Below are 26,787 nucleotides of genomic sequence, written 5' to 3' on the forward strand. Positions count from 1 at the left end.
GCGAGGCTCGGCCGTGTTCAGGGATCCTTGCCGCCGATGAGGCCGAGGCTCGCTTGCTTCTCGGCGAGCGCCTTCACGTCGGGCTCGATGTCCTCGAAGGGCTCGTTGAAGTGGATGGCGACGGCGTACGGCCAGATGTCCGAGACCTCGACGCTGCGCCGCTCGTCCCGCACGACGCGTCCTTTCACGTCGCGGGAATGGTTCGGGTCTCCCGTGAGGTACAGCGACAGCGTCACCTCGTCGCCGATCTTCACGCGCGCACGGGTGAGCACGAGGGCGCCCGAGACGCTGAGATCACGAATCACCGCGGTGCGCTTGTGCCCGTTGCCCGTGTCGATGTGGGCGGGAAAGACGGCCGTGTGCCGGAACGCGGTGCGGCGGTCCGATGCGGGGCCCGATAGGGGGCTTTCGGAAAGCGGTGCTTCTTCTTCACGATCTTGGTTGCTCATGGGCGTACCTCGGCGCGCGCTCGGGGAATCTTCCCGCGGGAGCGCCGCTCGTGACAAGGCCGAACGCCCAAGGCGGTTTTCAGCGTTGCCTAGCTTCGCGCGACCTCTTCGCGATCGCCCCTACCAGCGAGCCGCGCGACCGTGTCGAGCAACGTGCCGAGGTCGAAGGGCTTCTTCAGGAACGCCGCGCACCCGAGCTCCTGCGAGAGCCTCCGCCCTTCGGCCGCGCTCATCATCACGACCGGGATCCCTCCGAGCGATGCGTCTTCGCGCATCAGCCGCAGCATCTCGGCCCCGTCGACGACGGGCATCATCCGATCGAGCAGCACGAGGTCGGGCCGCGATTCGGCGATGCGGGCGAGCCCTTCGCGCCCGTTCGACGCCGTGATCACGCGGTAGCCCTCCGCGGTCAGGAGGTCGCTCAGGACGTCAACGATGTCGAGTTCGTCGTCCACGACGAGGATCGTCTTCACGCGCTCCCCCGGAGGCGCCTTCGCGCGCTCGGTCGCTCCACCTCGATCCCCTGACTCGAAATCCGGAGCCGACGCAAGGAGGGATCGTGCTTGCCGCCCGCGACCTTGCGCGACGCGACGTACCTGCGCAGCCGCCGCCCTTTTTCTTCCTCCTCGAGGACGATCACATTGTCGACGAAGGCGGCCTGCGGCAACGCGCTCACGTTCGGCGCGCGATCCCACGTGGAGATCGTCTCCGCGAGGACCGTGGTCGCACCACGCCTCGCGAGCTCGGCCCAGAGCGCCGCATGAAAGCGATCGAGTCGCTCGACGTCCGTTACCATATTGCGGAAGCCGCGGAGTTCGTCGATGAACACGCGCTTCTGCCCCTCCTCGCTGACCGCCTCGAGCAGGCGCCACGCAACTGCGTCCGCCGTACCCTCGGTAGGGGGATACCATAGCATCGTCAGCTCGGAGCGATCGAGCGCGCCCTGGGCGTCGAGCCCAATGCCACTTGCGGCCTGGACGATCCGCGCCGGCGCCTCGCCGAAGCCGAGGTAGACCCCGCGCTCGCCGCGGCGGATGCCCTCGAGGAGGAAGCTCATCCCGAGCAGCGTCTTGCCCGTCCCGGGCGGCCCCGCGAGCACGGTGGACGAACCGGCGAGGATGCCGCCGCCGAGCATTGCATCGAGCCCCGGCACGCCGAAGCCGAGGCGCCCTTGCGGGGGCACCATGGAGGGCGGCTGGAAGGGCCAGGCTTCGAGCCGCGGGTAGACGTGCATGCCCTTCTCGTCGATGTCGATCGCGTGCGCGCCGAGCGCGTAGTTCGTGGCCCGCATCTTCTCGACCACGATCTCGCGCACCGAGCGCGGGCCGGCGCGGCGTTTGTCCAGCGTGATGAGCCCGTCCACCGTCGCCTGCTCGGGCCGCGGCAAGTCCGAGGCGCGCTGCGTGGCGAGCAGGAGCATCGTGCAGCCGGTCAAGCTCGCCGAGGTCGAGAGCGTCAGGAGAAACCGCTTGAATACGCTCGTCGTGGGAGCGAACTCCTCGGCCGTGCCGAGCCCGTCGAGCACGAGGAACATCGCGCCGTGCTCCCGGATCGTACGGCCGAGCAGCTCGAGCAGGCCGTCGAGCCCGCTCTGTTCGAGCACGCCGTAGCCGCTCATGTAGACGATCCGGTGGGGCACGAACGTCGGGTCGAAGAACTCGAACGCCGCGAGATGCGCGAGCATGCGGGCGTGCGCCTCCGCGAGCAGCGTGACGTACACGGCCGTCTGGCCCGTCGCGGCGCGGCGGAAGGTGATCTGGTTGGCCAGGATGGTCTTGCCGCTCCCGGGCGGACCTACGACGAGGTGGACGCTGCCGGCCAGGAAGCCTCCGCCGAGGACGGTGTCGAGACCTGTGATTCCCGTCGGAATCCGGTCGAGGCTGGGTCGCTCGGCGTCATCCTGTTTCATGGCGTTCCCCTGGGATGCCGGTGGTCCGTCCGTCGTCGCGTTTTCCTCCGTACGGATAGCGCGTGAGGAGGTTCACCGCGAGGAACCGAACGAAAGGCCCGTTCCTTCCGTTGACAAGCCCCATTTCGCGGGGCAGGATGCGCGCCCCGTTTGCCCGAGCTTTGGCTGGGGTTTGGGGTGAAGGACGCCGTCAGGCGGCCGAAACCCCAAGCGTGGGCTGATGTTTTGGGGCGAAGGATGCCGTCAGGCAACCCGAAGCCCCGAGCGTCGACCACGCAAACGGACTCCACACGCTCCCCCGGCACACGCCCCGAAAGGTGGGACTTGCGGCCGGTGCTCCCAGGGATCCGAAGATCCCGGGGGGTTGTCCGCAGGATGGGGAGCGGAGGTCCAACCGAACCCGAGAAGGAATCCGTGCCATGACCGATATTTCGATGTCCACTGCTGAGTCCGCTGGCACCTTCGTGCCCCCCGGCCCCGGCGAGTTCCCGCTGCCCCTCCGCTCGCTGCTCGATGCAGGCGTGCACTTCGGCCACCAGACGAAGCGCTGGAACCCGAAGATGCGCCCGTTCATCTACGGCGCACGCAACGGCATTCACATCGTCGATCTCGACCAGACGGTGCGCCTCTTCAAGCGCGCGTACGACTTCGTCGTCGACGCGGTCGGCCGCGGCGGCAGCATCCTGTTCGTCGGGACGAAGCGCCAGGCCCAGGACATCGTCCAGGAAGAGGCCCGTCGCTCCGGGATGTACTTCGTCACGAACCGCTGGCTCGGCGGCACGCTGACGAACTTCCGCACGATCAAGCAGGGCCTCGACCGCCTCCGCACGCTCGAGCGCATGAAGGAGGACGGGACGTACGAGCAGTTCGTCAAGAAGGAGGTCGCGCGTATGGAGAAGGAGCGCGATCGCCTGGAGAAGTACCTCGGCGGCCTCAAGGGCATGGGCGGGGTGCCGGCCGCGATCTTCGTGATCGACCCCCACCAGGAGTCGATCGCGGTGAACGAGGCGCGCAAGCTCGGCGTGCAGGTCATCGCGATCACGGACACGAACTGCGACCCGGATCTCATCGACTACGTGATCCCGGGCAACGACGACGCGATCCGGTCGATCCGGCTCATCACGGCCCGCATCGCCGACGCCGCGCTCGAGGGCTCGCAGCGCCGCAAGGACGTGGAGCGCGAGCAGGAGCGCGAGCGCCCGCAGCAGGGCGGCCAGCAGCAGGGCGGCGGCGGCCGTCGTGAAGAGATCAGCGTGTACCAGGGCGGCCGTGGCGGTCGCGGCGGCCGTGGCGGTCGCGGCGGCGGCGGCGATCAGCCCCAGCAGTGAGCACGCGCCCGGCAGGGCGAGCGTGACGGCAGGGCGCTCCCTTTCGAGTGCGAGGTTTCAGGCCTCGCTCGGGGTGGCGCCCTTCCTGCCACCATCGGCCCCCGGGGATCCCTGAGAGCATCCTGTCCACGTTCGGGGCTCCGCTCGGACGAGCCGAGCCCGGCGCCCGAACCACGAAAATTTCCCCAACACGAACGATACATTTTCCGGAGGAATACGAGCCATGGCCGGCATCAATCCGCAGGCGATCAAGGAGCTCCGCGAGCGTACGCAGGCGGGCATGAGCGACTGCAAGAACGCCCTCACCGAGGCCGAGGGCGACATGGAAAAGGCCGTCGAGATCATCCTGAAGAAGGGCCTCGCGAAGAGCGCCAAGCGTGCCGGCGCCGTCGCCAGCGAGGGCGAGGTTCGCGCGTCCATCTCGACGGACAAGCGCGCCGCCACGCTGGTCGAGGTCAACATCCAGACGGACTTCTCCGCGCGCAGCGACGAGTTCAAGAACTTCGTTGGCGACGTGCTGTGTCTCGCGGAGGCCGCGCCCCTCGGCGCTGACCTCAAGAACAGTGATCTCCGCGGCAAGAAGGTGGGCGACGTGATCGTCGACCTCACGGCGCGTATCGGCGAGAAGATCGACATTCGCCGCTGGGACCGCACCGAGGTCCCCGCCGGCAAGTCGGGCGTGGCGCACGCGTACGTGCACCTCGGCGGCAAGATCGGCGTCGTGCTCTCGCTCGAGACGGAGAGCGACGCGGTCGCGCAGCACGCCGAGGTCCTGAAGTTCGCCGACGAGACGGCGATGCAGATCGCGGCGATGAACCCGGTCGCGCTCGTCCGCGAGGACATCAGCGACGACGCGAAGGCCAAGCAGAAGGAGATCTTCGAGGGGCAGCTCCGCGAGGACCCGAAGCCGAAGCCCGAGAGCGCGTGGCCCAAGATCATCGAGGGCAAGTTCAACAAGTGGTTCAGCGAGGTCACGCTGACCGAGCAGGAGTCGGTCGTGGTCCCCGGCCAGACGATCGACAAGCTGCGCCAGGCTGCGGAGAAGGCCGCGGGCGGCAGCGTGAAGATCGTGCGCTTCGTCCGCTACGAGCGCGGCGAGGGCATCGAGAAGCCGCAGGGCCCCGACTTCGCCTCGGAAGTTGCGAAGATGGCCGGTGGCTGACGAGACGCGCTTCGGCGCTGTCTCCGTCGACCTCGACGGCATCTCGCACTACCACCACATCCACGGCCTCGCTCCGCTCGCGGACGAGGCCGCGGCCCTCCACGTCGTCTACGACGTCGCCCTCGCCCGCATGGCGGACTTCGCGCGGGCGCACGACCTACCCCTCACCCTCTTCGCCATCGGCGCGGATCTCACGAGGCCCGAGAGCGCGGCAAAGCTCGCGGAGCTCGCGGCGCGTGGTCACGTCGTCGAGAACCACTCGTTCTCGCATCGCTACGATCTCACGCGCGCCTCGCCCGAAGAGATCCAGCGCGACATCGCGGCCGCGCAGGATGCCATCGAGCGCGCCACGGGGCGGCGACCGATGGGCTTCCGCGCGCCGGGGTACACCGTGACCGACGTCGTGCTCGATGCGCTGGAGACGCTCGGGTTGCGCTTCGATTCGTCGGTCTTCCCGTGCCCCGCGTACTACGGCGCGAAGGCGCTCGTGATGGGGGCCATGCGCATCGTCGGGCGTACGAGCGCTTCCGTGCTCGATACGCCGCGCGTGCTCGCCGCGCCGACACGCCCGTATCGCCCGGGCAAACCCTTGTTTCGCCCGGGAAACCGCGCGCTCGTCGAGCTCCCGATCCAGGTCACGCCGGGCCTTCGCTTGCCATTCATCGGCACCTCGATCGCCGTTGCCGGGCCTCGCGTCGCGCGCGTGCTTGCCGCGCAGTGCGCAGGGGAGCCACTCGTGAACCTCGAGCTTCACGGCATCGATTTTCTCGACGCGAGCGACGGCCTCGCGCACCTCGTCCCGCATCAGCGCGAGCTCCGGATCCCGCTCGCCAAGCGTCTCGACGCGCTCTCGACGGCGATCGACGTGCTCGCGAAGCGCGGTACGAAGTTCGTCACGCTCGAGGAAGCCGCTCACGAAGTCGTCTAGCTCGTCGGGTGATACCGCACCGCGGCGCCGCCCTCCGGCGCTTGCTTCAAGCTCTCGACGCGCGAGATGCGCTCGGGCGCGACGCCCGAGGCCGCGATGAACTCGCGCGCGATCTCGCTCTCGCCGTAGGCGAGCTCGTCGGGCGTGCCCGAGGCGACGACCTGGCCCTGGATCACGAGGAACGCCTGGTGCGCGATGCGGAACGTGCTCGCCATGTCGTGCGAGATCACCACGCTCGTCACGCCGAACCGATCGCGCGTCTCCTCGATGAGATCGTCGACCATGCGGCTCGTCTGCGGATCGAGACCGCTCGTGGGCTCGTCGTAGATCAGGATCTTCGGCTCGAGCATGAGCGCGCGCGCGAGCCCCACGCGCTTTCGCTGCCCGCCCGAGAGCTCGCTCGGCATGCGCTTCTCTTTGTTCTCGAGCCCGAGCAGGTTCAGCATGCCCACGACCTTGTCGCGGATGTCCTTCTCCGACATGTGCTTGCGGTGCTCCCGCAAGGGGAACGCGACGTTGTCGAAGATGTTCAGCGAGTCGAGCAGCGCCGCGTACTGGAAGACCATGCCGAACTTCTGCCGCACGCGGTTCATCTGACGCTCGCCGAGCGGGCCGATGTCCTCGCCGTCGACCCATATGTGCCCGCTCGTGGGTTTTTCGAGGCCGATGAGGAGCCGCAGCAGCGTCGTCTTGCCTGCGCCCGAGCCGCCGATGATCACCGCCGTCTCCTTGCGGCGGAGGTGCATCGTCACGCCTTTCAGGACCTGCGTCGTCCCGAACGATTTCTTCACGTTGTCGACGAAGACGTGATCCTCCGGCGGGATCCGGGGTGGTTGGCTCGTGCCTCCGGCGGACATCGCGCGTCGAGGCTACCACGCGGTCTCGTCCGAAGGGCGCTCGCGCTTGACGCGTGGGGCTCGTGGCGGGAAATGTGCCGCATGACCGAGGACATGTTTCGCACCGTGCTCGATAGCGCTTCCGTCACGACCGACCCGGAGGGTTGGCTTCGCCTGCCGGAGGGGCAGCTCTTGACGCTGTACGCCGCGCACGACGGCGTCGCGCTGAACATCGCGAAGGTGGAGTCGCTGCGGCTCGCCCACGGAGTCATCCGGGCACGCTCGAACAAGGGCGAGACGTTCTTCGTGGCGCGCGAGGATCTCTTCGCGGTCAGCCTCGACGGCGGCACGAAGGTCTCCGCGGGCCGCAAGGCGGGCTTCTTGGGTTGAGCGCGCGAAGCCGAGCGGACGAGACGCTCGGCGCTCGCGCAGAGGGCGCGCCCGAGGCCCTCCCGCAGGGTTCGCGAGGACCTCTGTGGATGTGGCTCGTGGCGCGCCTCGTCGGGCTCTTGCCGTACCGCGCGCTTCGCTCGTTCGGCGCGGTGCTGGGCGCGCTTGCCTTCGGGCTCGTGCGCGTGCGTCGCCGCCACGTCGAATCGGCCATGGAGCGCGCGGGCGTGCCGGAGCCGAGGCGCGCGGCGGCCGCGATGTACGGCTCGCTCGGCGCGGGCCTGCTCGAGCTTCTCTGGACCGCGGGGCGGCCAGAGGAGCCGCTCGAACCGAAGCTCGTGGTGTCACCGCGGGCCGCGGACGTCTTCACGCGGGCGCTCGTACATGGCCGCGGCGTGGTGGTCGCGACGGCGCACACGGGCAACTGGGATCTCTCGGCGTGCGCGGCGGCGGCGTGGCTCCGAGAGCACGAGGGGCTGTCGGGACGCACGCCGGCACTGCACGTGATCACGAAGCGTTTGTCATGGCGCGCGCTCGATCGCACCTGGCAACGCCTGCGCGCGGAGCGTGGTGTCCTGCTCGTCGACGCCCGCGGCGCCACGACGCGCGTACGGGAAGCGCTCGCACGCGGTGACGTCGTCGCGATGATGATCGATCAAGCCCCCGAGCGTGCTGCCGGTGTTGCGCAGATCCCGTTCCTCGGCGCGCCTGCGTGGTGTGATCTCGCCCCGTTTCTGATGGCCGCACGCGCGCGTGCGCCGATCGTCGTCGCCTTCGGCCGCCGCCGCGACGATGGATTGCACGAGCTCGATGCCGTCGATCTGATCGAGCCCGAGGCGCTCGCCACGCGGGCCGATGTCGTGCAGGTCGCGGCGCGGATCACGAATGCGCTCGCGTCGTTCGTCGAGACGTACCCGGCGCAGTGGTTGTGGTTGCACCGGCGTTGGAAGGAGCTTCGCCGGGTGAAGAAGGGCTGAGCGTGCGTCAGAACGTGCCGATCGCGCCGAGGGCCGGGATCGTGCTTCCGCGGAGGTCGTACGCGACGGTCGGACCGATGCCCTGAAGCTCGAAGCTGCTCGCGGTGTTTTGCTTCTTGGCTTCGAGCTGCTCGCGATGCGGCGTCGTCGCGAGGTCGACGATGCCGAGCGTGAGCGGCGCGAGGAACGCGAACGTGAGCGGGACGAGGTGGGTCGGGTCGTCCCATTCGATCATCGTGCCGGCGGCGAACGAGCCGCCCCGGAGCGCCGTGTAGAGCAGCCCTTTGCCCCAGTCGCCCACGACGAAGCGCGGGACGCTCGGCGTGATCGTCAGGATCGCGCCCATCGCATACAGCGCGGACTTCGAGGGCTCGACGTTGCAGACCTCCGTGGCGCCACAGGCCGCGCTCGCGCCGAGCGAGATGAGGTACGCGGCGCCGGTGGTGACCGTACCGAGGCCGAAGATGATGCTCGACGCGATGAGCGCGCCGCGGCGGCCCGGATCCGGGGCGTATCGAGGTTTTTGTTTGCGCGCGGGCGGCGGAGGCGGAGGCGGGGGCGGATAGGCGTACGCAGGCGGAGGCGTGTAGGGGTACGGGTACGGCGAAGCGTGGGGGAGGGGACACGCGCCGTGCGGAGCCTCGGCGGGCTGCGTGGCGCGGGGATCGACGTCGACGCGGCCGCAGCCGTAAGCGTGGACCGTGCCGGAGCTCGTCTGCGCGTGGACGTCGACGCCCTCCTCAGGGGTGCGGGTGACGGTGGTGCGGCCGTCGGGATGCTGGACGATGTTGGGCGGGAGGGGCGCTCCGGGCGGAAGCGGTTCGAGCGGCGGGGGCGGCACCTGGGCCGACGCGATTCCGGCGGTGAGGAACCAAGCGAGCGCCGTGGCCGAGCAGAGCATCGTCTTGCGCATGGCGGGGGCGAAAGGGAGCAAGTTCCAAGCCATACGTGCTTTCCGGGGTCGATGCGAGGGACCTCGGGCAGTGTATCACGCCGGGCGAGCGGGGGCGTAGACCCGGGTTCACGGCGGAGGGAGGTCGGAAAGGTGAATGTTTGGCCTGGATGGCCCGCCCTTGGTGATAAATTGGCGGCGCGATGGAAGCGGGAAGCCAGTCGACCGACGACATGCCCTGCGCGCGCCTCGAGGACGGCGCGTGGCGGGGGGCGCATGCGTCGCGCGAGCTTCTCCCAAGCGAACACGATCTGCATGGCGCGCGCGAAGGGCTCATCCGTGTCTGGACCTGACTCGGGCGATCGAGCCGTCGACGTCGCGCTGAGGCTCGCCGAAGAGCTCTTCGGCTTCGGCTCGAGCGGCGCGACGCCCGGATGGGTGCGCGATCGCGTGCGTCGCTACCTCGAGCATCAGTCGTACAGGAGCGGCCTGTCGATGAACGAGGTCGCGCGGGAGCTCATCAAGGACAAGGCCGCGGTCGAGCAGATCGTCACCTCGCTGCGCGTCGGCGAGACGCGCTTCTACCGGGACGGCGCGCAGTGGGAGGCGATCGAGCGTCAGCTCGAAAAACTCTTCCCCGCGGACGTGGAGCTCGCGGTGCTCTCGGCCGGCTGCAGCACGGGCGAAGAGGCCTACACCATGGGCATGTTGCTCACGGCGGCGCGCCGGCGCTTCCGCGTGCTCGGCGTGGATCGTTCGGCCGAGGCGATCGCGGTCGCGCGCGAAGCGACGTACGGGCGCGAGGCGGCGCGTGACATCCCGCCCACGTGGGTCGAGCGCTTCTGCGACGAACAGAACGGCCGTCTGCGCGTGGGCCTGCTCGTGCGCAACGCGGTCGAGTTCGAGGAGTACGACCTCGTCAAGCGCGTGCCGCAGGGGCCGTTCCACATCATCCTGTTCAAGAACGTGCTGCTCTACCTGACGACGCAGGCCGGCGAGCAGGTCGCCATGCGGCTCGCGAACGAGCTCGAAGACGGGGGACTTTTGTTCTCGGCCGCGAGTGAGGTGCTCCGCCTGCGCGGCATGGGCCTCGAGCCGTTCCGTCTCGCGCCTACCGTCACCGCACTCCGCCCCCCGAAGCGACGACCATGAACGCCGAGGTGAAGGATCCGACGGGCGTGCTCGTGGATCTTCGCCGCGAATGGTCCGCGCGACGCGCCGAGCTCGAAGCGCTCGTGCCTTCGAGCAGCCACCCCGCGCCGCTCGACGCATGCGGGCTCGTGCTCGGCCGCAAGCACGCGCGGCACTGCGACGAGCTCCTCACGCGGCTCTTCGACATCCTGCGGACCGAAGCGCGCGAAGGACGCCTGCGTTTGCCCGGCGGCGAGGCCGCGCCGAAGGAGGTCGCCGACGCGTTCGAAGAGGTCGCGCTCGGCGGCGTGGGTGGGTACGGGCGCGGCGCGCTCGCGCTCGGCAGCGATCTCGACGTGCGGCTCCTCGCGCGGGATCTCGGCGCGGCTGCGGCCGTGGCGGAGGCGCTGCTCTACCCGCTCTGGGACATGGGCGTGCCGATTGGTCATCAGGTCGGCAAGGTCGAGCAGCTCGTCGAAGCGGCCCGCTCGGATTTGCCCACGGCGACGAGCTTGCTCGACTACCGGCACATCACGGGGAGCCGCGCGCTCTCGGACGAGCTGAAGACGCGGTGCGACGCCGGTCTCTTCGCGCACGCGGAGCTGCCTCGGTTCCTCGCGCAGCTCGAGGACGAGGTGCGCGAGCGGCACGCGCGGTTCGGCGGATCGGTTTATCTGCTCGAACCCGACGTGAAGAACGGCGCGGGGGGCCTGCGCGATCTCGACATCGCGGGCTGGGCGGGGAAGGCGCGCTTCGGCGTGCACGAGCTCGACGATCTCGTGCGCGTGGGTGCGCTCTTGCCGCGCGAGTCGGCGGAGATCGCCGCGGCGCGCGAGTTGCTCTTCCGCATCCGGAACCTGCTCCACGCGCACGCGGGGCGGCGCAGCGACAGGCTCACGTTCGACGAGCAGGAATCGATCGCGGCGCTGCTCGGCTACGGCGAGGGCGGCGAGGCCGTCGAGAAGATGATGAGCGCGTACTACCGCAGCGCGCGCATCATCTCGAGCGCTCGAGAGACCATGCTCGCGCGCGCCGCGCCGATGCTCGGCAAGAAGAAGCCGCGCGAGGAGGACCTCGGCGGCGGCGTGCGAATGTTCGACGGCTGCGTGACGATGAGCGAGCTCGAGCTCGTCACCAAGGATCCCGCGCTCGCGCTGCGCATGCTCTCGGCGGCCGTCGAGCGCCGCGCGCCGCTCCTTCCGTGGGCCCGCGACGCCATTGCGCGCGCCGCCGCGGATCCTTCCTGGACCGAGAGCCTGCGCGAGAGCCCCGAGGCCGCGCGCCTCTTTTGCGCGCTCGTCTCGACGACCGAGGAGACGCGTCTCAAGCGCGGATCTCCACTCGCCGAGATGCACGACCTCGGGCTCCTCCTCGCGATGATCCCCGAGTTTTTACCCGTCGTCGGACGCGTGCACCACGACGTCTACCACGTGTACACGGTCGACGTGCACTCGGTGGCCGCCGTCGATCGACTCGCGGCGCTCGTGCGTGGCGAGCTCACGGCCGAGCACCCGCTCGCGTGCCGACTCGCGGCCGAGGCGACACGCAAGACGATGCTGTTCTTCGCGACGCTCCTGCACGACGTGGGTAAGGCGATCGGCGGCAAGGATCACAGCGAGCGCGGCGCCGTCATGGCCGACGGCATCCTGAAGCGCATCGGTTTGCCGGCCGAGGACGTCGCGGCCGCGTGCCACCTCGTGCGTCAGCACCTCGTGATGTACCACGTCGCGACGCGACGGGACCTCGACGATCCCGCGACGATCGAGGAGTTCTTACGCGTGATCCCCGATCGGGACACGCTCTCCGAGCTCTACCTGCTCACCGTCGCCGACCTCTCCACGACCAGCCCGACGTCGATGACCTCGTGGAAGGCGCGCATGCTCGACGAGCTCTACCTCGCCGCCGATCGTGCGCTCGCGGGCAACCCCGGCGAGGACGAGCGCTTGGCGCGTGCGCAGTCGGCCGTGCTCGAAGCCGCGCTCGCGCTCCCCGCGTCCTCGGACGAGGAGCGGACCGCGCGGCAAGCGTTCGTCCCGGCGTACCTCGCGTCGATGCCCGAGCGTTACCTGCTCTCGAACGCCCCCGCGGCGATCTCCGCGCACGCCGAGCTTGCGCGCAAGCATGAGGGGCGGACGGTCAGCGTCGCGCTCGTCCCTTCGAGGCACCCGCAGGCCGCCGAGATTTGCGTGATCGCCGCGGATCGCCCCGGCCTCCTCGCGTCGATCACGGCCGCGCTCACGGCCTCGCGTCTCGAAGTACACGCCGCGCAGATCCACTCGCGACATTTGCCGGACGGCACGGTCGAGGCCGTCGACCTCTTCTGGGTGCGAGATCGCGCCGAGGGCGTGGAGGGCGTCGCGCGTGCGCTGCCGGTCCTCGTGCGGGACCTCGACGCGGTGCTCGAAGGCCGCACGACCACGGCCGAGCTCGCGAGCAAGCGCGGCAAGAGCACGCTGCCGGGCCGCGCGACGCCACGCGTGCGCACGCAGGTCTCCATCGACGATCGCGCCTCGCCGCGGCACACGGTCATCGAGGTGATGACCCGGGATCGCCCCGGCCTCCTGCACGCCATCTCCGACGCGCTCTACGGCCTCGGCCTCAGCATCGTCGTGGCCAAGATCAACACCGAGGGCACGCGCGCGGCCGATGTGTTCTACGTCAGCGAGGCGGACGGCGGTAAAGTGGCGCCGGGCAAGCGCGCCGCCGAGGTGCGGCAACGAATCGAGTCGGTGCTCGAATCGCTCGAGCAAGAAGGAAACAGCGGGCCATGGTCTTCTCCTCCTCCTCCTCGCGCAGAGCGATGAGAGCCTTCCTCCTCCCTTGCATCACGGCGCTTCTCCTCTCGGCCTGCGGCAGCACGCCGCCGCCGAAGGATCCCGATCTCGTCGCCGATCCGCCGCTCGGCGGCAGCGAGGGCATCAACGAAGGCGCCGCGCAGACCGACTTCCAGCGCGCCGTCGCCTACATCGACAAGGAGCAGTACGCGGCCGGCAAGGTCCACCTCGAGCGCGCGCTCAAGGCGTCGCCGGACAACGCCGAGGCGCACGCGTACATGGGCCTCGTGCTCGAAAAGGAGAACGACCTCGCCGGCGCCGAGAAGTCCTACCTCGCCGCGCTCCAGATCAAGCCGGGCCTCGCCGCGGCCGCGCAGAACCTCGCGGCCATCTACCTCTCGACGAGCCCGCCGCGCGCCGACGACGCCATCAAGTACCTCCGCGCAGCGCTCGAAAAGACGCCCGGCGACGTCGGCATGTTGCGCAACCTCGGCTACGCGCTCGGCCTGAAGGGCGACGTCGAGGGCGCGTCGAAGGCGTACGAGACGGCCATCGCGAAGGGCGACAACGTCGAGGTGCGCTTCGAGTACGCCGCGATGCTCGCCGAAGCGAAGCAACACGAGAAGGCCGTGCCGCACCTGAAGAAGGTCCTCGAAGGCACGAAGGACGACCCCGCGATGCTCGTCACGGTCGGCCGCATGTTCGGCTACGGCAAGGCGTTCGGCGACTGCGTGGCCGCGTTCGACCGAGCGATCAAGCTCAAGGGGACCGACCCCGAGTGGTTCGTCCGTCGTGGCACCTGCAAGCACGAGCTCGGCGACGAGGCCGGCGCGCTCGCGGACTACCAGGAGTCCGTCAAGGTGAAGCCCGACTATGCCGCGGGGTACTACTACATGGGCCTCGCGCAGCTCGCGCTCCAGAAGCCGCAGAGCGCGGAGTTCTCCATGGGCAAGGCCGTCGAGTTCGGGAAGGACTCGCCGATCGGCAAGGCCGCGAAGGACAAACTCCGCGAGATCAAGGCGATCAACAAGCGCTGATCACCTTCTCGACGCGTGCCTCTGCCGCACGAACGCGGCGAGCGACACGATCGCGCCGAGCGCGAGGGCGAAGGCGAGCAGCTCCGTCGGGATGTCGAGCTCCTTGCCCACGACGGCGAGCACGTAGATGCGCGGCGCGCGCCCGAGCCCCACGGCGACAGCATATCGCAGCGCCGGGTAGCCCGAGAGCGGCATCAAGACCCGCACGATGATGAACGGTAACGGCAAGGCCGCGAAGGCCGCCGTCGTCAGGAACGGCGCGACCTTCACCCAGCCTTCGGCGCGCTGGAAAAGCGACTTCTTCCGGATCTCCGCGAGCGCCTTGATCTGGAACGTCGTGCGCACGAGGCGATGATCCACGAACGCCGCGAGCGCCGCCGCCACGGCCGCGACGAGCGCGAGGGCCCACGGCGGCGCCGCCTTCGCGGCCAGGAGTGTCGCGGGCGTCAGCGGCTGCGGCACGAAGGCCGCGAGCACCATCAGCCCGAAGAACATCGCGAGCGTGGGCACGACGTTCGGCACGAGGGCATCGTGCGGCGACCGGGCGGGCACCGCAAGCGCCCGCCCTCATGTTCGCGTCACGCGCCGAGCAGAGCGAGCAGCCGATCGAGCTCGTCGAGCGAGCCGTAGACGACGGCGATCTCGCCGCGCCCGTCCTTGTCGCGCACCTCGACCTTCGCGCCGAGCTTGCGCATGAGCCGCGCTTCCAGGTCCTTCACGCCCGGCGACTTCGGCGCGGGCTCGTCGGCCTTGTTGCCTTTGCCTCCGCCGCCCTCCTTCGGGCCGCGCGAGGTGCGCACGAGCTCCTCGACCTTTCGCACCGGCAGCCGACCACGCACCGCCTTGTCGGCGATCTCTTCCATCGCCTTCTCGTCGGGCGCGCCGAGCAGCGCGCGCGCGTGGCCCTCGCTGAGGTCGCCGCCGATCACCATCGACCGCACGCGCGCGGGCAGCTTCAAGAGCCGCAGGCTGTTCGTCACCGTCGTGCGGTTCTTGCCCACGCGCTCCGCGAGTGACTCCTGCGTGTAGCCGTGCTCTCGGAGCAGCCTGTCGAACGCCTCGGCGAGCTCGATCGGGTTCAGGTCCTCGCGCTGCACGTTCTCCACGAGCGCGAGCTCGAACGCCTCCTTCGGCGAGACGTCCTTCACCACGACGAGCACGTCTTTCAGGCCTGCGCGCTGCGCTGCGCGCCACCTCCGCTCGCCGGCGATGATCTCGTACTTGTCGGCGCCCGCTTGCGGGCGGCGCACCACGATCGGCTCGAGGATCCCGTGCTCCCGGATCGACGCGGCGAGCTCCTCGAGCGCCTCGTCGTCGAAGTGTTGCCGCGGCTGCCCCGGCTGCGGGCCGATGCGCTCGATCGGGCACGTGAACACGCTCTTGTCGCCGTACGACGCGCCGGACGGCGACGGGGGGGCGGCGGCGGGCAGGAGCGCGTCGAGTCCGCGGCCGAGGGCGCGGCGCGGTGCGTTCTTCGGATCCGTGCTCATGGCCTCGGCCTCGCGGCTTTGCCTTTCGGCCGGTTCACCTCGAGGATCTCGCGCGCCAGGCTCAGGTAGCCCTGCGCGCCCTTCGACGAGGCGTCGTAGAGCAGCACGGGTTTTCCGTGCGACGGCGCCTCCGAGAGTTTTACGTTCCGCGGGATGATCGAGTCGAAGACCTTGAAGTGACCCTTCACCTCGTCGGCGACTTGGTGCGTCAGCGAGGTCCGCCCGTCGTACATCGTGAGCACGATCCCCTCCACGCCGAGGTCCGGGTTGAAGGCTGCCTTCACGCGGTCGATCGTCGCCATCAGGTAGGTGAGACCTTCGAGCGCGTAGTACTCGCACTGCAGCGGTACGAGCACCCGGTCCGCGGCCACGAGCGCGTTCAGCGTGAGCAGGCCCAGGCTCGGCGGGCAGTCGAGGATCACGTACTCGTAGCCGGCGGTGTGGGGCCGTAGCGCGTCGCGTAGCTTCGTCGCGCGGTCGGGCGCGTCGACGAGCTCGATCTCCGCGGCCACGAGGTCTTGCGTCGCTGGGACCACGTCGAGCCGCGGCACCGACGTCGAGATCACCGTCTCGCGCAGCGTCGAGCGGCCGATGAGTACGTCGTAGAGCGAACGCTCGATGCTCGGCCGGCGCACGCCGACGCCGCTCGAAGCGTTGCCCTGCGGATCGCAGTCCACGAGCAGCGTCCGCTTCTCCGCCGCGGCGAGGCTCGCGGCCAGGTTCACCGAGGTCGTCGTTTTGCCGACGCCGCCCTTCTGGTTGGCGACGGCATAGATGAGGGGCGAGGGGGCCATGAAATGTGCCGGGAACGCCGCGCCTTCCGGCGCGGTGGAGGGTCGTCCGTCCCGGGGGACGATCCCGTGGGTAGCGGCTGCTTACACGACCCTCGCCCCCCCGTCGAGGGCGCGTCGATCACGTTTTTTTGGCCCTTGACGCACCAGTATCTACAGTGGCGCACATGTCGCTCGCTGTGGGTGCATGTAGGACAACGTCGTCGACGCCAACGATGTCGCGCCGCTCCGGGGGCCGGAGGGGCCCTGGGGCCCGTGGGCTTCGGCTCGCGAGCGCCCTTGCCCACCACGAGTCGACCGCGAGCGACCGCGTGCTCGCGCGGGCCTTCTGGGCCGCGCCGAGCCTCACCGCGCCTGCCCGCGTCCTCCCGCTTTTCCCGAACCACGACCGCCGTTCGACCTGAGCCGATCTGTTTCGCGCGCGGCCCCGCCGAGACCGCGTGCTGCCGAGGAGAGAGCCATGCCGCTGCCGAAGAGCTTCCAGAACTTCGCCGAGTTCGAGCGTGAGATCATCCGCGCGGGCACCCGCGTCAACCTGAGCCTCGAGGACATCGTCGAGGACACCTCCTTCGAGGAGGAGATGGAGCTCGACCAGGACGACGATCCCTTCGCTTCCATGCGCGACTTCTGAGGCAGGGGGCCCGCCGCGAGCGGGCCTCCGTCCCCCGATGCGCTCCCCCGATGCGTTGCGGCATCGGACGCATCGGGGGGCCGAGCCCTACGTCTCGCCAGGACCTCCTGGGCTGCTTGGACCCGACCGAGCCTCGACGGCGCCTCTCCGTCGGGGCTCTTTTTTTGTCTTCAAACCCGCCCTCGCTTGACCCCTCTCGCCGTGCATGGCATGGCGCCGTTCCTTCCAACGAACGCCCATGCAAGTCACCGTCGAAAAGCTCTCCCCGGTCCTCGTCGAGCTCAAGGTCGAGATCCCTGCCGAGCAGGTTCGCACCGAGGTGGACAAGGCCTACGCCAACCTCCAGCGCTCCGCCCGCGTGAGGGGCTTCCGCCAAGGCAAGGCGCCGCGCCACGTGCTCGCCCACCTCTACTCGGGCAGCATCCACGCGGACGTCGCCCGCCGGCTGGTCGACACCACGTTGAACCGTGCCCTTGCCTCGCAGCAGGTGCAGCCCCTCTCGCAGCCCGACATCGCCCCCGTCGAGCTCCGCCCCGAGGAGTCGTTCTCCTACAAGGCGCGCTTCGAGGTTCGCCCCGACATCGCCGAGGTGAAGTGGGAGGGCTTCGAGGTCAGCCGGCCGAAGACCGAGGTCACGGCCGACGCGATCGACGCCGAGGTGGCGCGCCTCCGCCGTGAGCACGCGACCCTCTCGACGCCCGAGCCCGAGCGTCCTGCGAAGGCCGGCGACCTCGTGCGCATCGCCTTCACCCTCGACGTCGACGGTAAGGTCCGCGAGGACAAGCCGCAGGAGATCGAGACCGAGATCGGCAGCGGCCAGGTCTTCAAGGAGATCGAGGACGTCCTCACCGGCATGAACGTCGGCGAGTCCAAGGACGCCACGGTGGCCTTCTCGGAGCGCCACACGAACGAGTCGCTCCGCGGCAAGACGGGCACGTTCCACGTCACGCTGAAGGAAGTCCGCGAGCGGAACTTCCCCGAGGTCGACGACGAGTTCGCGAAGGACGTGGGCCACGAGAACCTCGAGGCCATGCGCACCGCGCTCTCGGCGAAGATCGAGAAGGAGCTCAAGCAGAAGGCGACCGACTCCGTCGCGGAGAAGCTCGTCTTCGAGCTCTGCAAGGCGAACCCGATCCCGGTGCCTCCCTCGCTCGTCGAGCAGCAGGCGCAGCTCACGGAGCGCGAGCTCGTCACGGCGGCGCGCCGCCAGGGCCAGCGCCTCGAGATGACGCCCGAGATCCGCGCGCGCGTGCACGCCGACGCCGAGACGAAGGTTCGCGCGGGCCTGCTCATGGCCGAGATCGCGAAGTCGAAGACCGTGCAGGTCACGCCGCAGGACATCGAGAAGGGCTACGAGGAGCTCGCCGAGCAGACCGGCAAGAACGTCGCCAAGGTCAAGGCCGAGTACCGTGATCCGAAGAAGCAGGAGATGCTGATTGGCATGATCCTGGAAGACAAGATCCTCGACCTCATCGAGGCCGCCGCGAAGATCACGGAAGCCTGAGAGCTTCGCTCGCGATCTGCGGCATCACGAACGGGCGTGCTGGTGTCACCAGCGCGCCCGTTTTCGTCTTCACGTCCATCGATGTCTCTCCAGGCTTTCGAGCCTCTCCCACCACGAACGAAATTCCCTCGCGGAAGCGCGAAAACGGCTCACGCTCGGCCGTCGCATTTCTTCACACCGACCCCACGGTTCGGGCTTGCGAAGCGCGGGCTTCTGGCTCACGACTAGGGCCTCCCGGCACCCTTTTGCCGAACCACAGCGGAGCCCTGGATGATCCGACGAGTCGAGACACGTAAGCAGGCGATGGAGTTTCTCGAGCGGGACCACGATGCGGTGGCAAGCGACCGGGCGTCGGGCCTCACCACGCTCCGGGAGCAGGGGTATGTCCTGCCGACGGTCACCGAGGTGACCCACCGCGGCGAGCGCGAGTGGAACATCTTCAGCCGTCTGCTCAAGGACCGGATTGTCTTCATCGGGACCGAGATCGACGACTTCGTGGCGAACGCTGTCATCGCGCAGTTCCTCTTCCTCGAGAGCGAAGATCCCGACAAGGACATCCAGGTCTACATCAACAGCCCTGGCGGCATCGTGACGAGCGGCCTCGCGATGTACGACACGATGCAGTACGTCCGTTGCCCGGTCTCGACGATGTGCATCGGCCAGGCCGCGTCGATGGGCGCGGTGCTGCTCGCGGCGGGCCACAAGGGCCGCCGGTACGCGCTGCCGCACGCGCGCATGATGATCCATCAGCCCCTCGGCGGCGCGCGCGGCCAGGCGACGGACATCGAGATCCAGGCGCGTGAGATCAAGAAGATGAAAGAGACCTTGATCGACATCCTCGCCGACGCGACGAGCAAGAATCGCGAGGAGCTCGCCAAGGACATCGAGCGCGACTTCTATCTGAGCGCGCCGCAGGCCAAGGAGTACGGCCTGATCGACGAGGTCCTGCCGAAGCGCATCAAGGGCTCGCCCCAGGCCCTGTGAAGCAGGATCGCGACGCCCGCCTGCGAAGGGCGGGCGCTCGGCTGGGAGCGCGCGGCCCGGGCTGTTTTCGGGCCGCGTGGATGGGGACACGCCTTGGACGAAACCAATCCGTCCGTACTCGTCTTCTTGTGCCGCGGATGGCACTTGCGGTCCGATGAATGCGCCCCGAGGTGCATGAAATGCACGCGTCGCACCGCCCGGAGCCGTAGGGACGGGCGGCGACCGAGCGCGCGAAGCACGAGCGTTAACTTGCGGGTCACAGGGTAGGGGACTAGAATCCGCTCACGGCGATACGCTGGAAAAACGCGGATTTTCAGCATCGTTTTCGTCGTCGAGCGCGCCTCGGTGAACGCCGCTGCGGACACCGGGCATGCTCGAATGAAAAGGGCCCGAGGTGCGAAAGTACCGGGGCCACGGCGAGGCGAGAGAGGCGAGAGGCGAAGTGGAGCGAAGGCGGGACGATCACTCGAACGGCAATCTGAGCTGCTCCTTCTGCGGCAAATCGCAGAAGGAGGTGAAGAAGCTCATCGCTGGGCCGACGGTGTACATCTGCGACGAGTGCATCGGGCTCTGCAACGACATCATTGCCGAGGAGGTCGAGAAGGACGAGCCGTACGCCGGCTCTGCCCCGATCCCCAAGCCGGCCGACATCAAGGCCATCCTCGACGAGTACGTGGTCGGGCAGCACCGAGCGAAGAAGGTCCTCTCGGTCGCGGTGCACAACCACTACAAGCGCATCGACAGCCGGGTGCACTCGGACGACGTCGAGCTGCAGAAGTCGAACATCCTTTTGCTCGGCCCGACCGGCTCCGGCAAGACGCTGCTCGCGCAGACGCTCGCGAAGATCATCAACGTGCCCTTCGCGATCGCCGACGCCACGACGTTGACCGAGGCGGGCTACGTCGGTGAGGACGTCGAGAACATCATCGTCCAGCTCCTCCAGAACGCCGATCACGACGTCGAGCGCGCGCAGCGCGGCATCGTCTACATCGACGAGATCGACAAGATCAGCCGGAAGAGCGACAACCCGAGCATCACGCGCGACGTCTCGGGCGAGGGCGTGCAGCAGGCGCTCCTGAAGATCATCGAGGGCACGATCGCGAACGTGCCTCCGAAGGGCGGCCGCAAGCATCCGCAGCAGGATTTCCTGCAGGTGGACACGACGAACATCCTGTTCATCTGCGGCGGCGCGTTCGTCGGCCTCGATCAGATCATCCAGCGCCGCGTCGGACAGAACACGCTCGGGTTCGGCGCCGAGATCAGGTCGAAGAAGGAGTTCAAGCTCGGCGACCTGCTCTCGCAGGTTCAGCCCGAAGATCTCCTCAAGTTCGGCCTGATCCCGGAGTTCATCGGCCGTTTGCCCATCATCGCGACGCTGCACGAGCTGAACGAGGACGCGCTGATCGACATCCTCACGAAGCCGAAGAACAGCCTCGTGAAGCAGTACCAGAAGCTGCTCGAGATGGACGGCGTGAAGCTCAAGTTCACGAAGGGCGCGCTCACCGCGGTCGCGCGGCAGGCGCTCGACCGCAACAGCGGCGCGCGTGGCCTCCGGGCCATCCTCGAGGCGGCGATGCTCGACATCATGTACGACGTCCCCTCGCGCGCGGGCGTGAAGGAGGTCGTCGTCAGCGAGGACGTCATCCTCAAGCACGAAGCCCCGCTGATCGTTTACCAGAAAGAAGCGGAGCTCGCTTAGCGCCGGGGGAGGACGTCCTCCCCCACTCCATTTCCTCTTCCTCGCGTCGTCTCGCTCATCTTCACGAGCGAGCGATCACCCGTAGGCCCGTTTGCCCCGGCCCGCGCGCCGGGGCGAGAAAGACGTCGGATGTTCTTCAAGAACGACAGTGATCGCGGCAAGTCCGCCCCGGAGCGCGGGGTCGCACCCCTCCTGCCGCTCAGGGACATCATCGTCTTTCCTTACATGGTCTCGCAGCTCTTCGTCGGCCGCGAGCGCTCGATCGCCGCGCTCGACGAGGCGATGAACCGAGGCAAGGAGATCTTCCTCGCGGCGCAACGCAACGCCAAGACGAACGACCCGACGGCCGAGGACATCTTCGCCGTCGGCTCCGTCGGCGTGATCATGCAGCTCCTCCGCCTGCCCGACGGGACGGTGAAGGTGCTCATCGAGGGCAAACGCCGGGCGAAGATCAAGAAGTTCGTCCAGTCGGACGCCTTCTTCCTCGTCGAGTACGAGGAGATCCCCGAGAAGGCCGCGTCGAGCGTCGAGGTCGAGGCGCTCATGCGAAGCGTGCAGAGCACCTTCGAGGTCTACGTAAAGCTCAACAAGAAGATCCAGCCCGAGGTCCTGATGGCCGTGCAGGCCATCGACGACGCCTCGCGGCTCGCCGATGCCATCGTCGCGAACCTGCCGACCATCAAGCTCGCCGATCGCCAGAGCCTGCTCGAGACGGACGATCCGAAGCAGCGGCTCGAGCGCCTCATCGAGCTGATGCAGGCCGAGATCGAGATCCTTCAGGTAGAGAAGAAGATCCGCTCCCGCGTCAAGAAGCAGATGGAGAAGACGCAGAAGGAGTACTACCTGAACGAGCAGATGCAGGCCATCCAGAAGGAGCTGGGTGGCGGCGAGCGCGACGAGTTCAAGAACGAGATCCAAGAGATCGAAGAAGCTTTGAAGACCAAGCGGATGAGCAAAGAGGCCACCGCGAAGGTCAAGAAAGAGCTGAAGAAGCTCAAAATGATGCACCCGACGAGCGCGGAAGCGACCGTCGTGCGCAACTACATCGACTGGATCCTCGACCTGCCCTGGTACGAGAAGAGCGAGGAGCGCTTCGACCTCACGGAGGCCGAGAAGATCCTCGACGAGGACCATTACGGGCTGCGCAAGATCAAGGAGCGCATCCTCGAGTACCTCGCGGTCCAGGCGCTCACGAAGAAGCTCAAGGGCCCGGTGCTCTGCTTCGTTGGTCCTCCCGGCGTCGGCAAGACGAGCCTCGCGAAGAGCATCGCGCGCGCCACAGGGCGCAGGTTCGTCCGCCTCTCGCTCGGCGGCGTCCGCGACGAGGCCGAGATTCGCGGCCACCGCCGCACGTACATCGGGGCGCTGCCGGGCAAGCTCATCCAGAGCCTCAAGAAGGCCGGGACGAACAACCCCGTCTTCCTGCTCGACGAGGTCGACAAGATGTCGACCGACTTCCGCGGCGACCCCGCGGCGGCGCTGCTCGAGGTTCTCGATCCCGAGCAGAACCACGCGTTCAACGATCACTACCTCGACCTCGATTACGACCTCTCCGACGTGATGTTCATCACGACGGCGAACACCCTCGGCGGCATCCCGGTGCCGCTGCAGGACCGCATGGAGATCATCCAGCTCTCCGGCTACACCGAGTTCGAGAAGCTCAACATCTCGCTGAAGTACCTCGTGCCGCGCCAGCGCAAGGAGTGCGGGCTCGAGGACGTGAACATGAACTTCAGCGAGGGCGCGGTCCGCACCATCATCCACCACTACACGAAGGAGAGCGGCGTGCGCTCCCTCGAGCGCGAGATCGCCAGCGTCTGCCGCAAGGTCGCGCGCAAGGTGGTGAACGAGGGGAAGGACAAACCCATCGAGATCAGCGCGAAGAGCATCCCGAAGTTCCTCGGCGTGCCCAAGTACCGGCTCGGTCGTCGCGCCGAGAAGGACGAGGTCGGCCTCGTGAACGGCCTCGCGGTGACCAGCGTCGGCGGCGATCTCCTGCCCGCCGAGGCCGTGGTCCTGCCGGGCAAGGGCAAGCTCGTGGTGACGGGTCTGATCGAGAAGGGCATGGAGGAGAGCGCGCAGGCCGCGATGAGCTACGTGCGCTCGCACCTCGAGCGGCTCGGGCTGTCGGGCGACGCGTACCAGAAGGCGGACGTGCACGTGCACTTCCCCGACTTCGTGCGCAAGGATGGTCCGAGCGCGGGCGTGACGATGGTGACGGCCGTGTGCAGCGCGCTCATGAAGGTCCCCGTTCGTCAGGACCTCGCCATGACGGGCGAGGTCACGCTGCGGGGCCGCGTGCTCGCGATCGGCGGGCTCAAGGAGAAGCTGCTCGCGGCGCACCGGAGCGGCATCTCGACCGTCGTCCTGCCCAAGGAGAACCGCAAGGATCTGCGCGACGTCCCGCGCCGCGTGCTCCGCGCGCTCCGGCTCGTGCTCGTCGAGCATGTCGACGACGTCCTGCGCGAGGCGCTCATCGTGAAGGACCCCGAGGCGACGTTCGGCCCGCCGCACGCCCGCCTGGAGTACCGCGACGGCGAGCTCGTCACGCCGAACGGATCGTCGGCTCCGTCCATGCCGTCCCTCCCGGCTGATTCGCCTGCCGAACAGCCTGGCGCGTAGGCGAGAGCGTCCCCCCTCCTCGTTTCCTCTCATCTCCCTGCTGGCAAGGATCGCGGCGGCGCGCTAGTCGCTCGCCGCCATGATCCGACGAGCCCTCATCTCGGTCTACGACAAGGCGGGACTCCTACCGTTCGCGCGCGCGCTCGCGGCGCGAGGCGTGGAGATCCTCTCGACCGGCGGCACGCTCAAAGCGCTCGCAGACGCGGGGCTGGCCGTCACCAGCGTGGAGTCCTTCACGGGCTCGCCCGAGGTGATGGGCGGGCGCGTGAAGACGCTTCACCCGCGCGTGCACGGCGGCATCCTCATGCGCGGCGACATCGACCAGGCCGACCTCGAGCGCCTCGGCGGCGCGCCGATCGACCTCGTCGCCGTGAACCTCTATCCCTTCACGCAAACGGTCGCGAAGCCGGGCGTGCTGCTCGCCGAGGTGATCGAGCAGATCGACATCGGCGGGCCCGCGATGGTGCGCAGCGCCGCGAAGAACCACGGGCGCGTCGCCGTCGTGTGTGATCCGTCCGATTACGAGGCCGTGCTCGCCGAGATCGAGGCGAGCGGCGAGGTGTCGTCCGCGACGCGCCGCAAGCTCGCAGCGAAGGCGTTCGCGCACACGGCCGCGTACGACGGCGCGGTGTCGGCGTACCTGTCGTCGCTCGGGGATCCGGATCCGGCCGAGGAGAAGGCGCCCCCGAAGCGCGAGGCGTATCCGCGGTATCTGACGCTCACGTTCGAACGGGCGTACGGCCTCAGGTACGGCGAGAACCCGCATCAGTCGGGCGCGTTCTACCGCGAGCGGAGCGCGCCCGAGGGCTCGCTCTCGCTCGCCGACTCGCTCGGCGCCGGCGGCAAGGAGCTCTCGTTCAACAACCTCGTCGACGTCGACGCTGCACTCGAAGCGGTGCGCGAGCACGAGCGGCCCGCGGCCGTCGTCGTGAAGCATGCGAACCCCTCGGGCGTGGCCGTGGCCGACGCGCTCGAGCGCGCGTACCGGCTCGCGCGCGACGCCGACGCGCTGAGCGCTTTCGGTGGGATCGTCGCGCTGAACCGCCCCGTCGATCGCGCGACGGCCGAGGCGCTCGCCGAAACCTTCCTCGAGTGCGTCGTCGCGCCTTCGTTCGCGGACGACGCGCTCCCGGTCCTTCGCGCGAAGAAGAACCTGCGCCTCCTCGCCACGCGTACGCTCCTGCCGGCCGAGCTCGACGAGCTCACCTGGAAGCGCGTGGGCGGCGGCCTCGTCGTGCAGGGGCGCGACGCGACCGCGCGTGGCGAGGTCGAGAAGGCGCGGGTCGTCACGAAGCGCGCGCCGACGCCGGAGGAGCTCGCCGCGCTCGACCTTGCGTGGAAGGTCTGCAAGCACGTGAAGTCGAACGCGATCGTGCTCGCCAAGGAGGGCCGTACGGTCGGCGTGGGCGCGGGGCAGATGTCGCGCGTCGAGAGCGTGCGCATCGCGTGCCGCAAGGCCGAGGCCGAGGCCCGCGGCGCCGTGCTCGCCTCGGATGCGTTTTTCCCGTTCCCGGACGGCGTCGAGCTCGCCCTTGAGCACGGCGTCACGGCCTTCGTGCAGCCGGGCGGGAGCGTGAAGGACGCCGACGTGATCGCGGCCGCGGACAAGGCCGGCGCTGCGATGATCTTCACGGGCGTCCGGCATTTCCGGCACTGATCGCGGCCTTTTCCGCCTCGCCGCCGCGCCCCCGCGCGCCCCGCCAAACGCCCGGTCTCAGCCCCTCGCGGGGTCCTTCCATACCGCCGATGGATCCAGCCTCACGGATCTAGGCAAAAAAACGCACACAAAAAATTTGGCCACCCCGATCTAGCTGTGCTGTTGGTGGCTTACAGCGTCGCGGCGGGGCGCCGCGGCGAGCTTCAAGGAGCATGGCGGTGGCCGGGATCAGGGAGTCGTGCAGCGTTTGCGGGTCGGAGTTCGACGTCCAGTTCCGCTACCAGATGGAAGAGCGGGACGGCGGGTTCTCGTTCTACTGCTCCCAGAAGTGCCTGGAGAAGAGCCAGCTCGGCGGCGAAGGGCAGGGCGACAAGCTCGCCACGTGTGACGCCTGCGCGAAGCGGTTCCAGCCCGAGCTCGCGTCCCAGGTGATGTACCTGAACGGGCGTCGCACCTACGCGTGCTCGATGCCCTGCCGGACGCAGCTCCAGCGAGAGGCGAGCGGCGTACGGCTCGGCGAGATCGCCGCCGAGGTCACGCCGCAGGCCGTCGCGCCCTCGCCGCCGCCGCAGTCCGTGCCGCGGGCCGTGGCGACGCGCGCGGCGGGCCCTTCGAGCTCCGCGACGCCCACGAAGCGTGCGTCCTCGTCGACCTCGCCGGCCGTGGCCGTGCCCGTGGTGCCGCAGGTCGCGAACAAGCGGACGGCTCCGGGGGCGCAGGCCTCGCAGGCGTCGCCGGCCGCGCCCGAGGCGCCGAAGGAGCAGGCCGCGGACGCGTCCGTGCCGCGTTACCTCGCCGTGTTCAACCACAAGGGCGGCACGGGCAAGACGACGACGGCCGTGAGCATCGCGGCCGGCCTCGCGTCGCGCGGCAAGAAGGTCCTGCTCGTCGATACGGACGCGCAGGGCAACGTGTCGGTCTCGCTCGGCGCGAACGTCGAGCGCTCGCTCTACCACGTTCTCGTGATGGGCCTGCGGGTCGCGGACGCGACGCGCGTCGTTCGTCCGAACCTGGACCTTTTGGGCTCCAACGAGACGCTGGCCGCCGCCGAGCTCTACCTCGCGGGCCGCCAGAACCGCGACCGCGTGCTCTGCGAGCGCCTGAGCGCCGCCGCCACGGGCTACGACTACGTGGTGCTCGACTGCTCGCCGAGCCTGTCCTTGATGAACCAGAACGCGCTCGTCTTCGCCGACAGCGTGCTCGTGCCCGTTGCTTGCGACTACCTCTCGCTCGTCGGCGTGCGTCAGGTCATCAAGACCGTGAAGAACGTGAACGCGCTCCTGCATCACCCGGTGCAGATCTGGGGCGTGCTCCCCACGTTCTTCGACGCGCGCGCGAAGATCTGCCGCGAGGCCGTCACCACGTTGAAGCAACACTTCGGCGACCGGTGCCTCCCGCCGGTGCGCGCCGCGATCAAGGTGAAGGAAGCGCCGGCGCAGGGGCAGACGATCTTCGAGTACGCCGCCGGCACGCCCGCCGCGGAGGACTACGGCGTCGTCGTGGACCGCATCATCCAGAGCCGCGAGGGCGCGGCGAAGGGCGCGAAGGACACGAAGGACGCGAAGCCCGCGCGCACTGCCGCAGCGACCGCTTAGG

Annotated in this window: 23 protein-coding genes; 15 read left to right on the top strand and 8 right to left on the bottom strand. The window is 68.8% G+C overall.

The window, feature by feature from the left end; translation table 11 throughout:
• Positions 1-17: 17 nt before the first annotated feature.
• The 3 genes from KEG38_RS22140 to KEG38_RS22150 all read right to left on the bottom strand — a co-directional run bounded on the left by KEG38_RS22140 (position 18) and on the right by KEG38_RS22150 (position 2,358).
• The gene (locus tag KEG38_RS22140) at positions 18-449 is read right to left on the bottom strand and encodes a PilZ domain-containing protein (protein WP_272421675.1); all 432 of its coding nucleotides are present in this window, start codon (positions 447-449) and stop codon (positions 18-20) included.
• An 89-nt stretch (positions 450-538) separates the two neighbouring features.
• On the bottom strand, positions 539-922 hold the full coding sequence (locus KEG38_RS22145; RefSeq protein ID WP_272421676.1) for a response regulator: 384 nt from the start codon (positions 920-922) through the stop codon (positions 539-541).
• On the bottom strand, positions 919-2,358 hold the full coding sequence (locus KEG38_RS22150) for a DUF7125 family protein (protein WP_272421677.1): 1,440 nt from the start codon (positions 2,356-2,358) through the stop codon (positions 919-921). The genes KEG38_RS22145 and KEG38_RS22150 overlap by 4 nt, the downstream gene beginning before the upstream one ends.
• 419 nt (positions 2,359-2,777) lie before the next feature.
• On the opposite strand from KEG38_RS22150, the gene rpsB reads away from it, so the two are divergent.
• From rpsB to KEG38_RS22165, 3 genes are all read left to right on the top strand, one after another.
• Entirely contained in the window at positions 2,778-3,686 is a 909-nt protein-coding gene (rpsB, locus tag KEG38_RS22155; protein WP_276073349.1) for a 30S ribosomal protein S2, read from the top strand.
• 223 nt (positions 3,687-3,909) lie between these two features.
• Positions 3,910-4,848: a translation elongation factor Ts gene (gene tsf, locus KEG38_RS22160; protein ID WP_272421678.1), complete on the top strand. Its 939-nt coding sequence runs from the start codon at positions 3,910-3,912 to the stop codon at positions 4,846-4,848.
• Positions 4,841-5,776 (top strand): polysaccharide deacetylase family protein, encoded by a 936-nt coding sequence (locus KEG38_RS22165; RefSeq protein WP_272421679.1) that lies wholly within the window; start codon positions 4,841-4,843, stop codon positions 5,774-5,776. Before tsf ends, KEG38_RS22165 begins: the two co-directional genes overlap by 8 nt.
• Here KEG38_RS22165 and KEG38_RS22170 read toward each other — a convergent pair.
• Positions 5,773-6,633, bottom strand: coding sequence for an ABC transporter ATP-binding protein (locus tag KEG38_RS22170; protein ID WP_272421681.1), 861 nt, complete (start codon positions 6,631-6,633; stop codon positions 5,773-5,775). The two genes, KEG38_RS22165 and KEG38_RS22170, sit on opposite strands and share 4 nt — an antisense overlap.
• An 81-nt stretch (positions 6,634-6,714) precedes the next feature.
• Between KEG38_RS22170 and KEG38_RS22175 the strand changes: the two genes are divergently transcribed.
• Together KEG38_RS22175 and KEG38_RS22180 are read left to right on the top strand one after the other, a co-directional pair.
• The gene (locus tag KEG38_RS22175; protein ID WP_272421682.1) at positions 6,715-7,002 is read left to right on the top strand and encodes a hypothetical protein; all 288 of its coding nucleotides are present in this window, start codon (positions 6,715-6,717) and stop codon (positions 7,000-7,002) included.
• Between the two features lie 89 nt (positions 7,003-7,091).
• A complete protein-coding gene (locus tag KEG38_RS22180; protein ID WP_272421684.1) occupies positions 7,092-7,979 on the top strand; it encodes a lysophospholipid acyltransferase family protein in 888 nt (295 codons plus the stop codon).
• A 7-nt stretch (positions 7,980-7,986) separates the two neighbouring features.
• Here KEG38_RS22180 and KEG38_RS22185 read toward each other — a convergent pair whose 3' ends face one another.
• Entirely contained in the window at positions 7,987-8,892 is a 906-nt protein-coding gene (locus tag KEG38_RS22185) for a hypothetical protein (RefSeq protein ID WP_272421685.1), read from the bottom strand.
• A gap of 318 nt (positions 8,893-9,210) precedes the next feature.
• Between KEG38_RS22185 and KEG38_RS22190 the strand changes: the two genes are divergently transcribed.
• From KEG38_RS22190 to KEG38_RS22200, 3 genes are read left to right on the top strand one after another with little or no spacing between them, the layout of a single operon-like run.
• Complete coding sequence (locus KEG38_RS22190; protein WP_272421686.1) at positions 9,211-10,023, top strand: CheR family methyltransferase; 813 nt, start codon at positions 9,211-9,213, stop codon at positions 10,021-10,023.
• Complete coding sequence (glnD, locus tag KEG38_RS22195; RefSeq protein WP_272421687.1) at positions 10,020-12,806, top strand: [protein-PII] uridylyltransferase; 2,787 nt, start codon at positions 10,020-10,022, stop codon at positions 12,804-12,806. The genes KEG38_RS22190 and glnD overlap by 4 nt, the downstream gene beginning before the upstream one ends.
• Positions 12,803-13,813, top strand: a complete 1,011-nt coding sequence (locus KEG38_RS22200; protein ID WP_272421688.1) for a tetratricopeptide repeat protein — start codon at positions 12,803-12,805, stop codon at positions 13,811-13,813. The genes glnD and KEG38_RS22200 overlap by 4 nt, the downstream gene beginning before the upstream one ends.
• On the opposite strand, the gene KEG38_RS22205 is transcribed toward KEG38_RS22200, so the two are convergent.
• Genes KEG38_RS22205 through KEG38_RS22215 form a run of 3 tightly spaced genes read right to left on the bottom strand, consistent with a single transcriptional unit; the run spans position 13,814 to position 16,097 of the window.
• Positions 13,814-14,335, bottom strand: coding sequence for a VTT domain-containing protein (locus tag KEG38_RS22205; protein WP_272421689.1), 522 nt, complete (start codon positions 14,333-14,335; stop codon positions 13,814-13,816). It abuts the gene before it with no gap.
• 56 nt (positions 14,336-14,391) lie between these two features.
• Complete coding sequence (locus KEG38_RS22210) at positions 14,392-15,303, bottom strand: ParB/RepB/Spo0J family partition protein (RefSeq protein ID WP_272421690.1); 912 nt, start codon at positions 15,301-15,303, stop codon at positions 14,392-14,394.
• Entirely contained in the window at positions 15,300-16,097 is a 798-nt protein-coding gene (locus tag KEG38_RS22215) for a ParA family protein (protein WP_272421693.1), read from the bottom strand. Before KEG38_RS22215 ends, KEG38_RS22210 begins: the two co-directional genes overlap by 4 nt.
• 457 nt (positions 16,098-16,554) lie before the next feature.
• Here KEG38_RS22215 and KEG38_RS22220 point away from each other — a divergent pair, with 457 nt between their 5' ends.
• From KEG38_RS22220 to KEG38_RS22250, 7 genes are all read left to right on the top strand, one after another.
• On the top strand, positions 16,555-16,725 hold the full coding sequence (locus KEG38_RS22220; RefSeq protein ID WP_272421695.1) for a transcriptional regulator: 171 nt from the start codon (positions 16,555-16,557) through the stop codon (positions 16,723-16,725).
• 238 nt (positions 16,726-16,963) lie between these two features.
• Positions 16,964-18,229 (top strand): trigger factor, encoded by a 1,266-nt coding sequence (gene tig / locus KEG38_RS22225; RefSeq protein ID WP_272421697.1) that lies wholly within the window; start codon positions 16,964-16,966, stop codon positions 18,227-18,229.
• A 270-nt stretch (positions 18,230-18,499) separates the two neighbouring features.
• Complete coding sequence (locus tag KEG38_RS22230) at positions 18,500-19,213, top strand: ATP-dependent Clp protease proteolytic subunit (RefSeq protein ID WP_272421698.1); 714 nt, start codon at positions 18,500-18,502, stop codon at positions 19,211-19,213.
• Positions 19,214-19,655: 442 nt separating this feature from the next.
• Positions 19,656-20,912, top strand: coding sequence for an ATP-dependent Clp protease ATP-binding subunit ClpX (gene clpX / locus KEG38_RS22235; RefSeq protein WP_271924572.1), 1,257 nt, complete (start codon positions 19,656-19,658; stop codon positions 20,910-20,912).
• Between the two features lie 129 nt (positions 20,913-21,041).
• A complete protein-coding gene (gene lon, locus KEG38_RS22240) occupies positions 21,042-23,534 on the top strand; it encodes an endopeptidase La (RefSeq protein ID WP_272421701.1) in 2,493 nt (830 codons plus the stop codon).
• Positions 23,535-23,613: 79 nt separating this feature from the next.
• The gene (purH, locus tag KEG38_RS22245; protein ID WP_272421703.1) at positions 23,614-25,191 is read left to right on the top strand and encodes a bifunctional phosphoribosylaminoimidazolecarboxamide formyltransferase/IMP cyclohydrolase; all 1,578 of its coding nucleotides are present in this window, start codon (positions 23,614-23,616) and stop codon (positions 25,189-25,191) included.
• Between the two features lie 218 nt (positions 25,192-25,409).
• Complete coding sequence (locus tag KEG38_RS22250; protein ID WP_272421705.1) at positions 25,410-26,786, top strand: ParA family protein; 1,377 nt, start codon at positions 25,410-25,412, stop codon at positions 26,784-26,786.
• The last annotated feature ends 1 nt before the right edge of the window (position 26,787 follow it).

This window comes from Polyangium jinanense (assembly GCF_028435265.1).
Taxonomy (GTDB): Bacteria; Myxococcota_A; Polyangia; order Polyangiales; family Polyangiaceae; genus Polyangium; species Polyangium jinanense.

Coding starts and splice junctions, on each gene's coding strand:
- KEG38_RS22140 (WP_272421675.1), bottom strand. CDS start 449: ATGAGCAACCAAGATCGTGAAGAAGAAGCACCGCTTTCCGAAAGCCCC.
- KEG38_RS22150 (WP_272421677.1), bottom strand. CDS start 2,358: ATGAAACAGGATGACGCCGAGCGACCCAGCCTCGACCGGATTCCGACG.
- rpsB (WP_276073349.1), top strand. CDS start 2,778: ATGACCGATATTTCGATGTCCACTGCTGAGTCCGCTGGCACCTTCGTG.
- tsf (WP_272421678.1), top strand. CDS start 3,910: ATGGCCGGCATCAATCCGCAGGCGATCAAGGAGCTCCGCGAGCGTACG.
- KEG38_RS22170 (WP_272421681.1), bottom strand. CDS start 6,633: ATGTCCGCCGGAGGCACGAGCCAACCACCCCGGATCCCGCCGGAGGAT.
- KEG38_RS22175 (WP_272421682.1), top strand. CDS start 6,715: ATGACCGAGGACATGTTTCGCACCGTGCTCGATAGCGCTTCCGTCACG.
- KEG38_RS22180 (WP_272421684.1), top strand. CDS start 7,092: ATGTGGCTCGTGGCGCGCCTCGTCGGGCTCTTGCCGTACCGCGCGCTT.
- KEG38_RS22185 (WP_272421685.1), bottom strand. CDS start 8,892: ATGCGCAAGACGATGCTCTGCTCGGCCACGGCGCTCGCTTGGTTCCTC.
- glnD (WP_272421687.1), top strand. CDS start 10,020: ATGAACGCCGAGGTGAAGGATCCGACGGGCGTGCTCGTGGATCTTCGC.
- KEG38_RS22200 (WP_272421688.1), top strand. CDS start 12,803: ATGAGAGCCTTCCTCCTCCCTTGCATCACGGCGCTTCTCCTCTCGGCC.
- KEG38_RS22210 (WP_272421690.1), bottom strand. CDS start 15,303: ATGAGCACGGATCCGAAGAACGCACCGCGCCGCGCCCTCGGCCGCGGA.
- KEG38_RS22215 (WP_272421693.1), bottom strand. CDS start 16,097: ATGGCCCCCTCGCCCCTCATCTATGCCGTCGCCAACCAGAAGGGCGGC.
- KEG38_RS22220 (WP_272421695.1), top strand. CDS start 16,555: ATGCCGCTGCCGAAGAGCTTCCAGAACTTCGCCGAGTTCGAGCGTGAG.
- tig (WP_272421697.1), top strand. CDS start 16,964: ATGCAAGTCACCGTCGAAAAGCTCTCCCCGGTCCTCGTCGAGCTCAAG.
- KEG38_RS22230 (WP_272421698.1), top strand. CDS start 18,500: ATGATCCGACGAGTCGAGACACGTAAGCAGGCGATGGAGTTTCTCGAG.
- lon (WP_272421701.1), top strand. CDS start 21,042: ATGTTCTTCAAGAACGACAGTGATCGCGGCAAGTCCGCCCCGGAGCGC.
- purH (WP_272421703.1), top strand. CDS start 23,614: ATGATCCGACGAGCCCTCATCTCGGTCTACGACAAGGCGGGACTCCTA.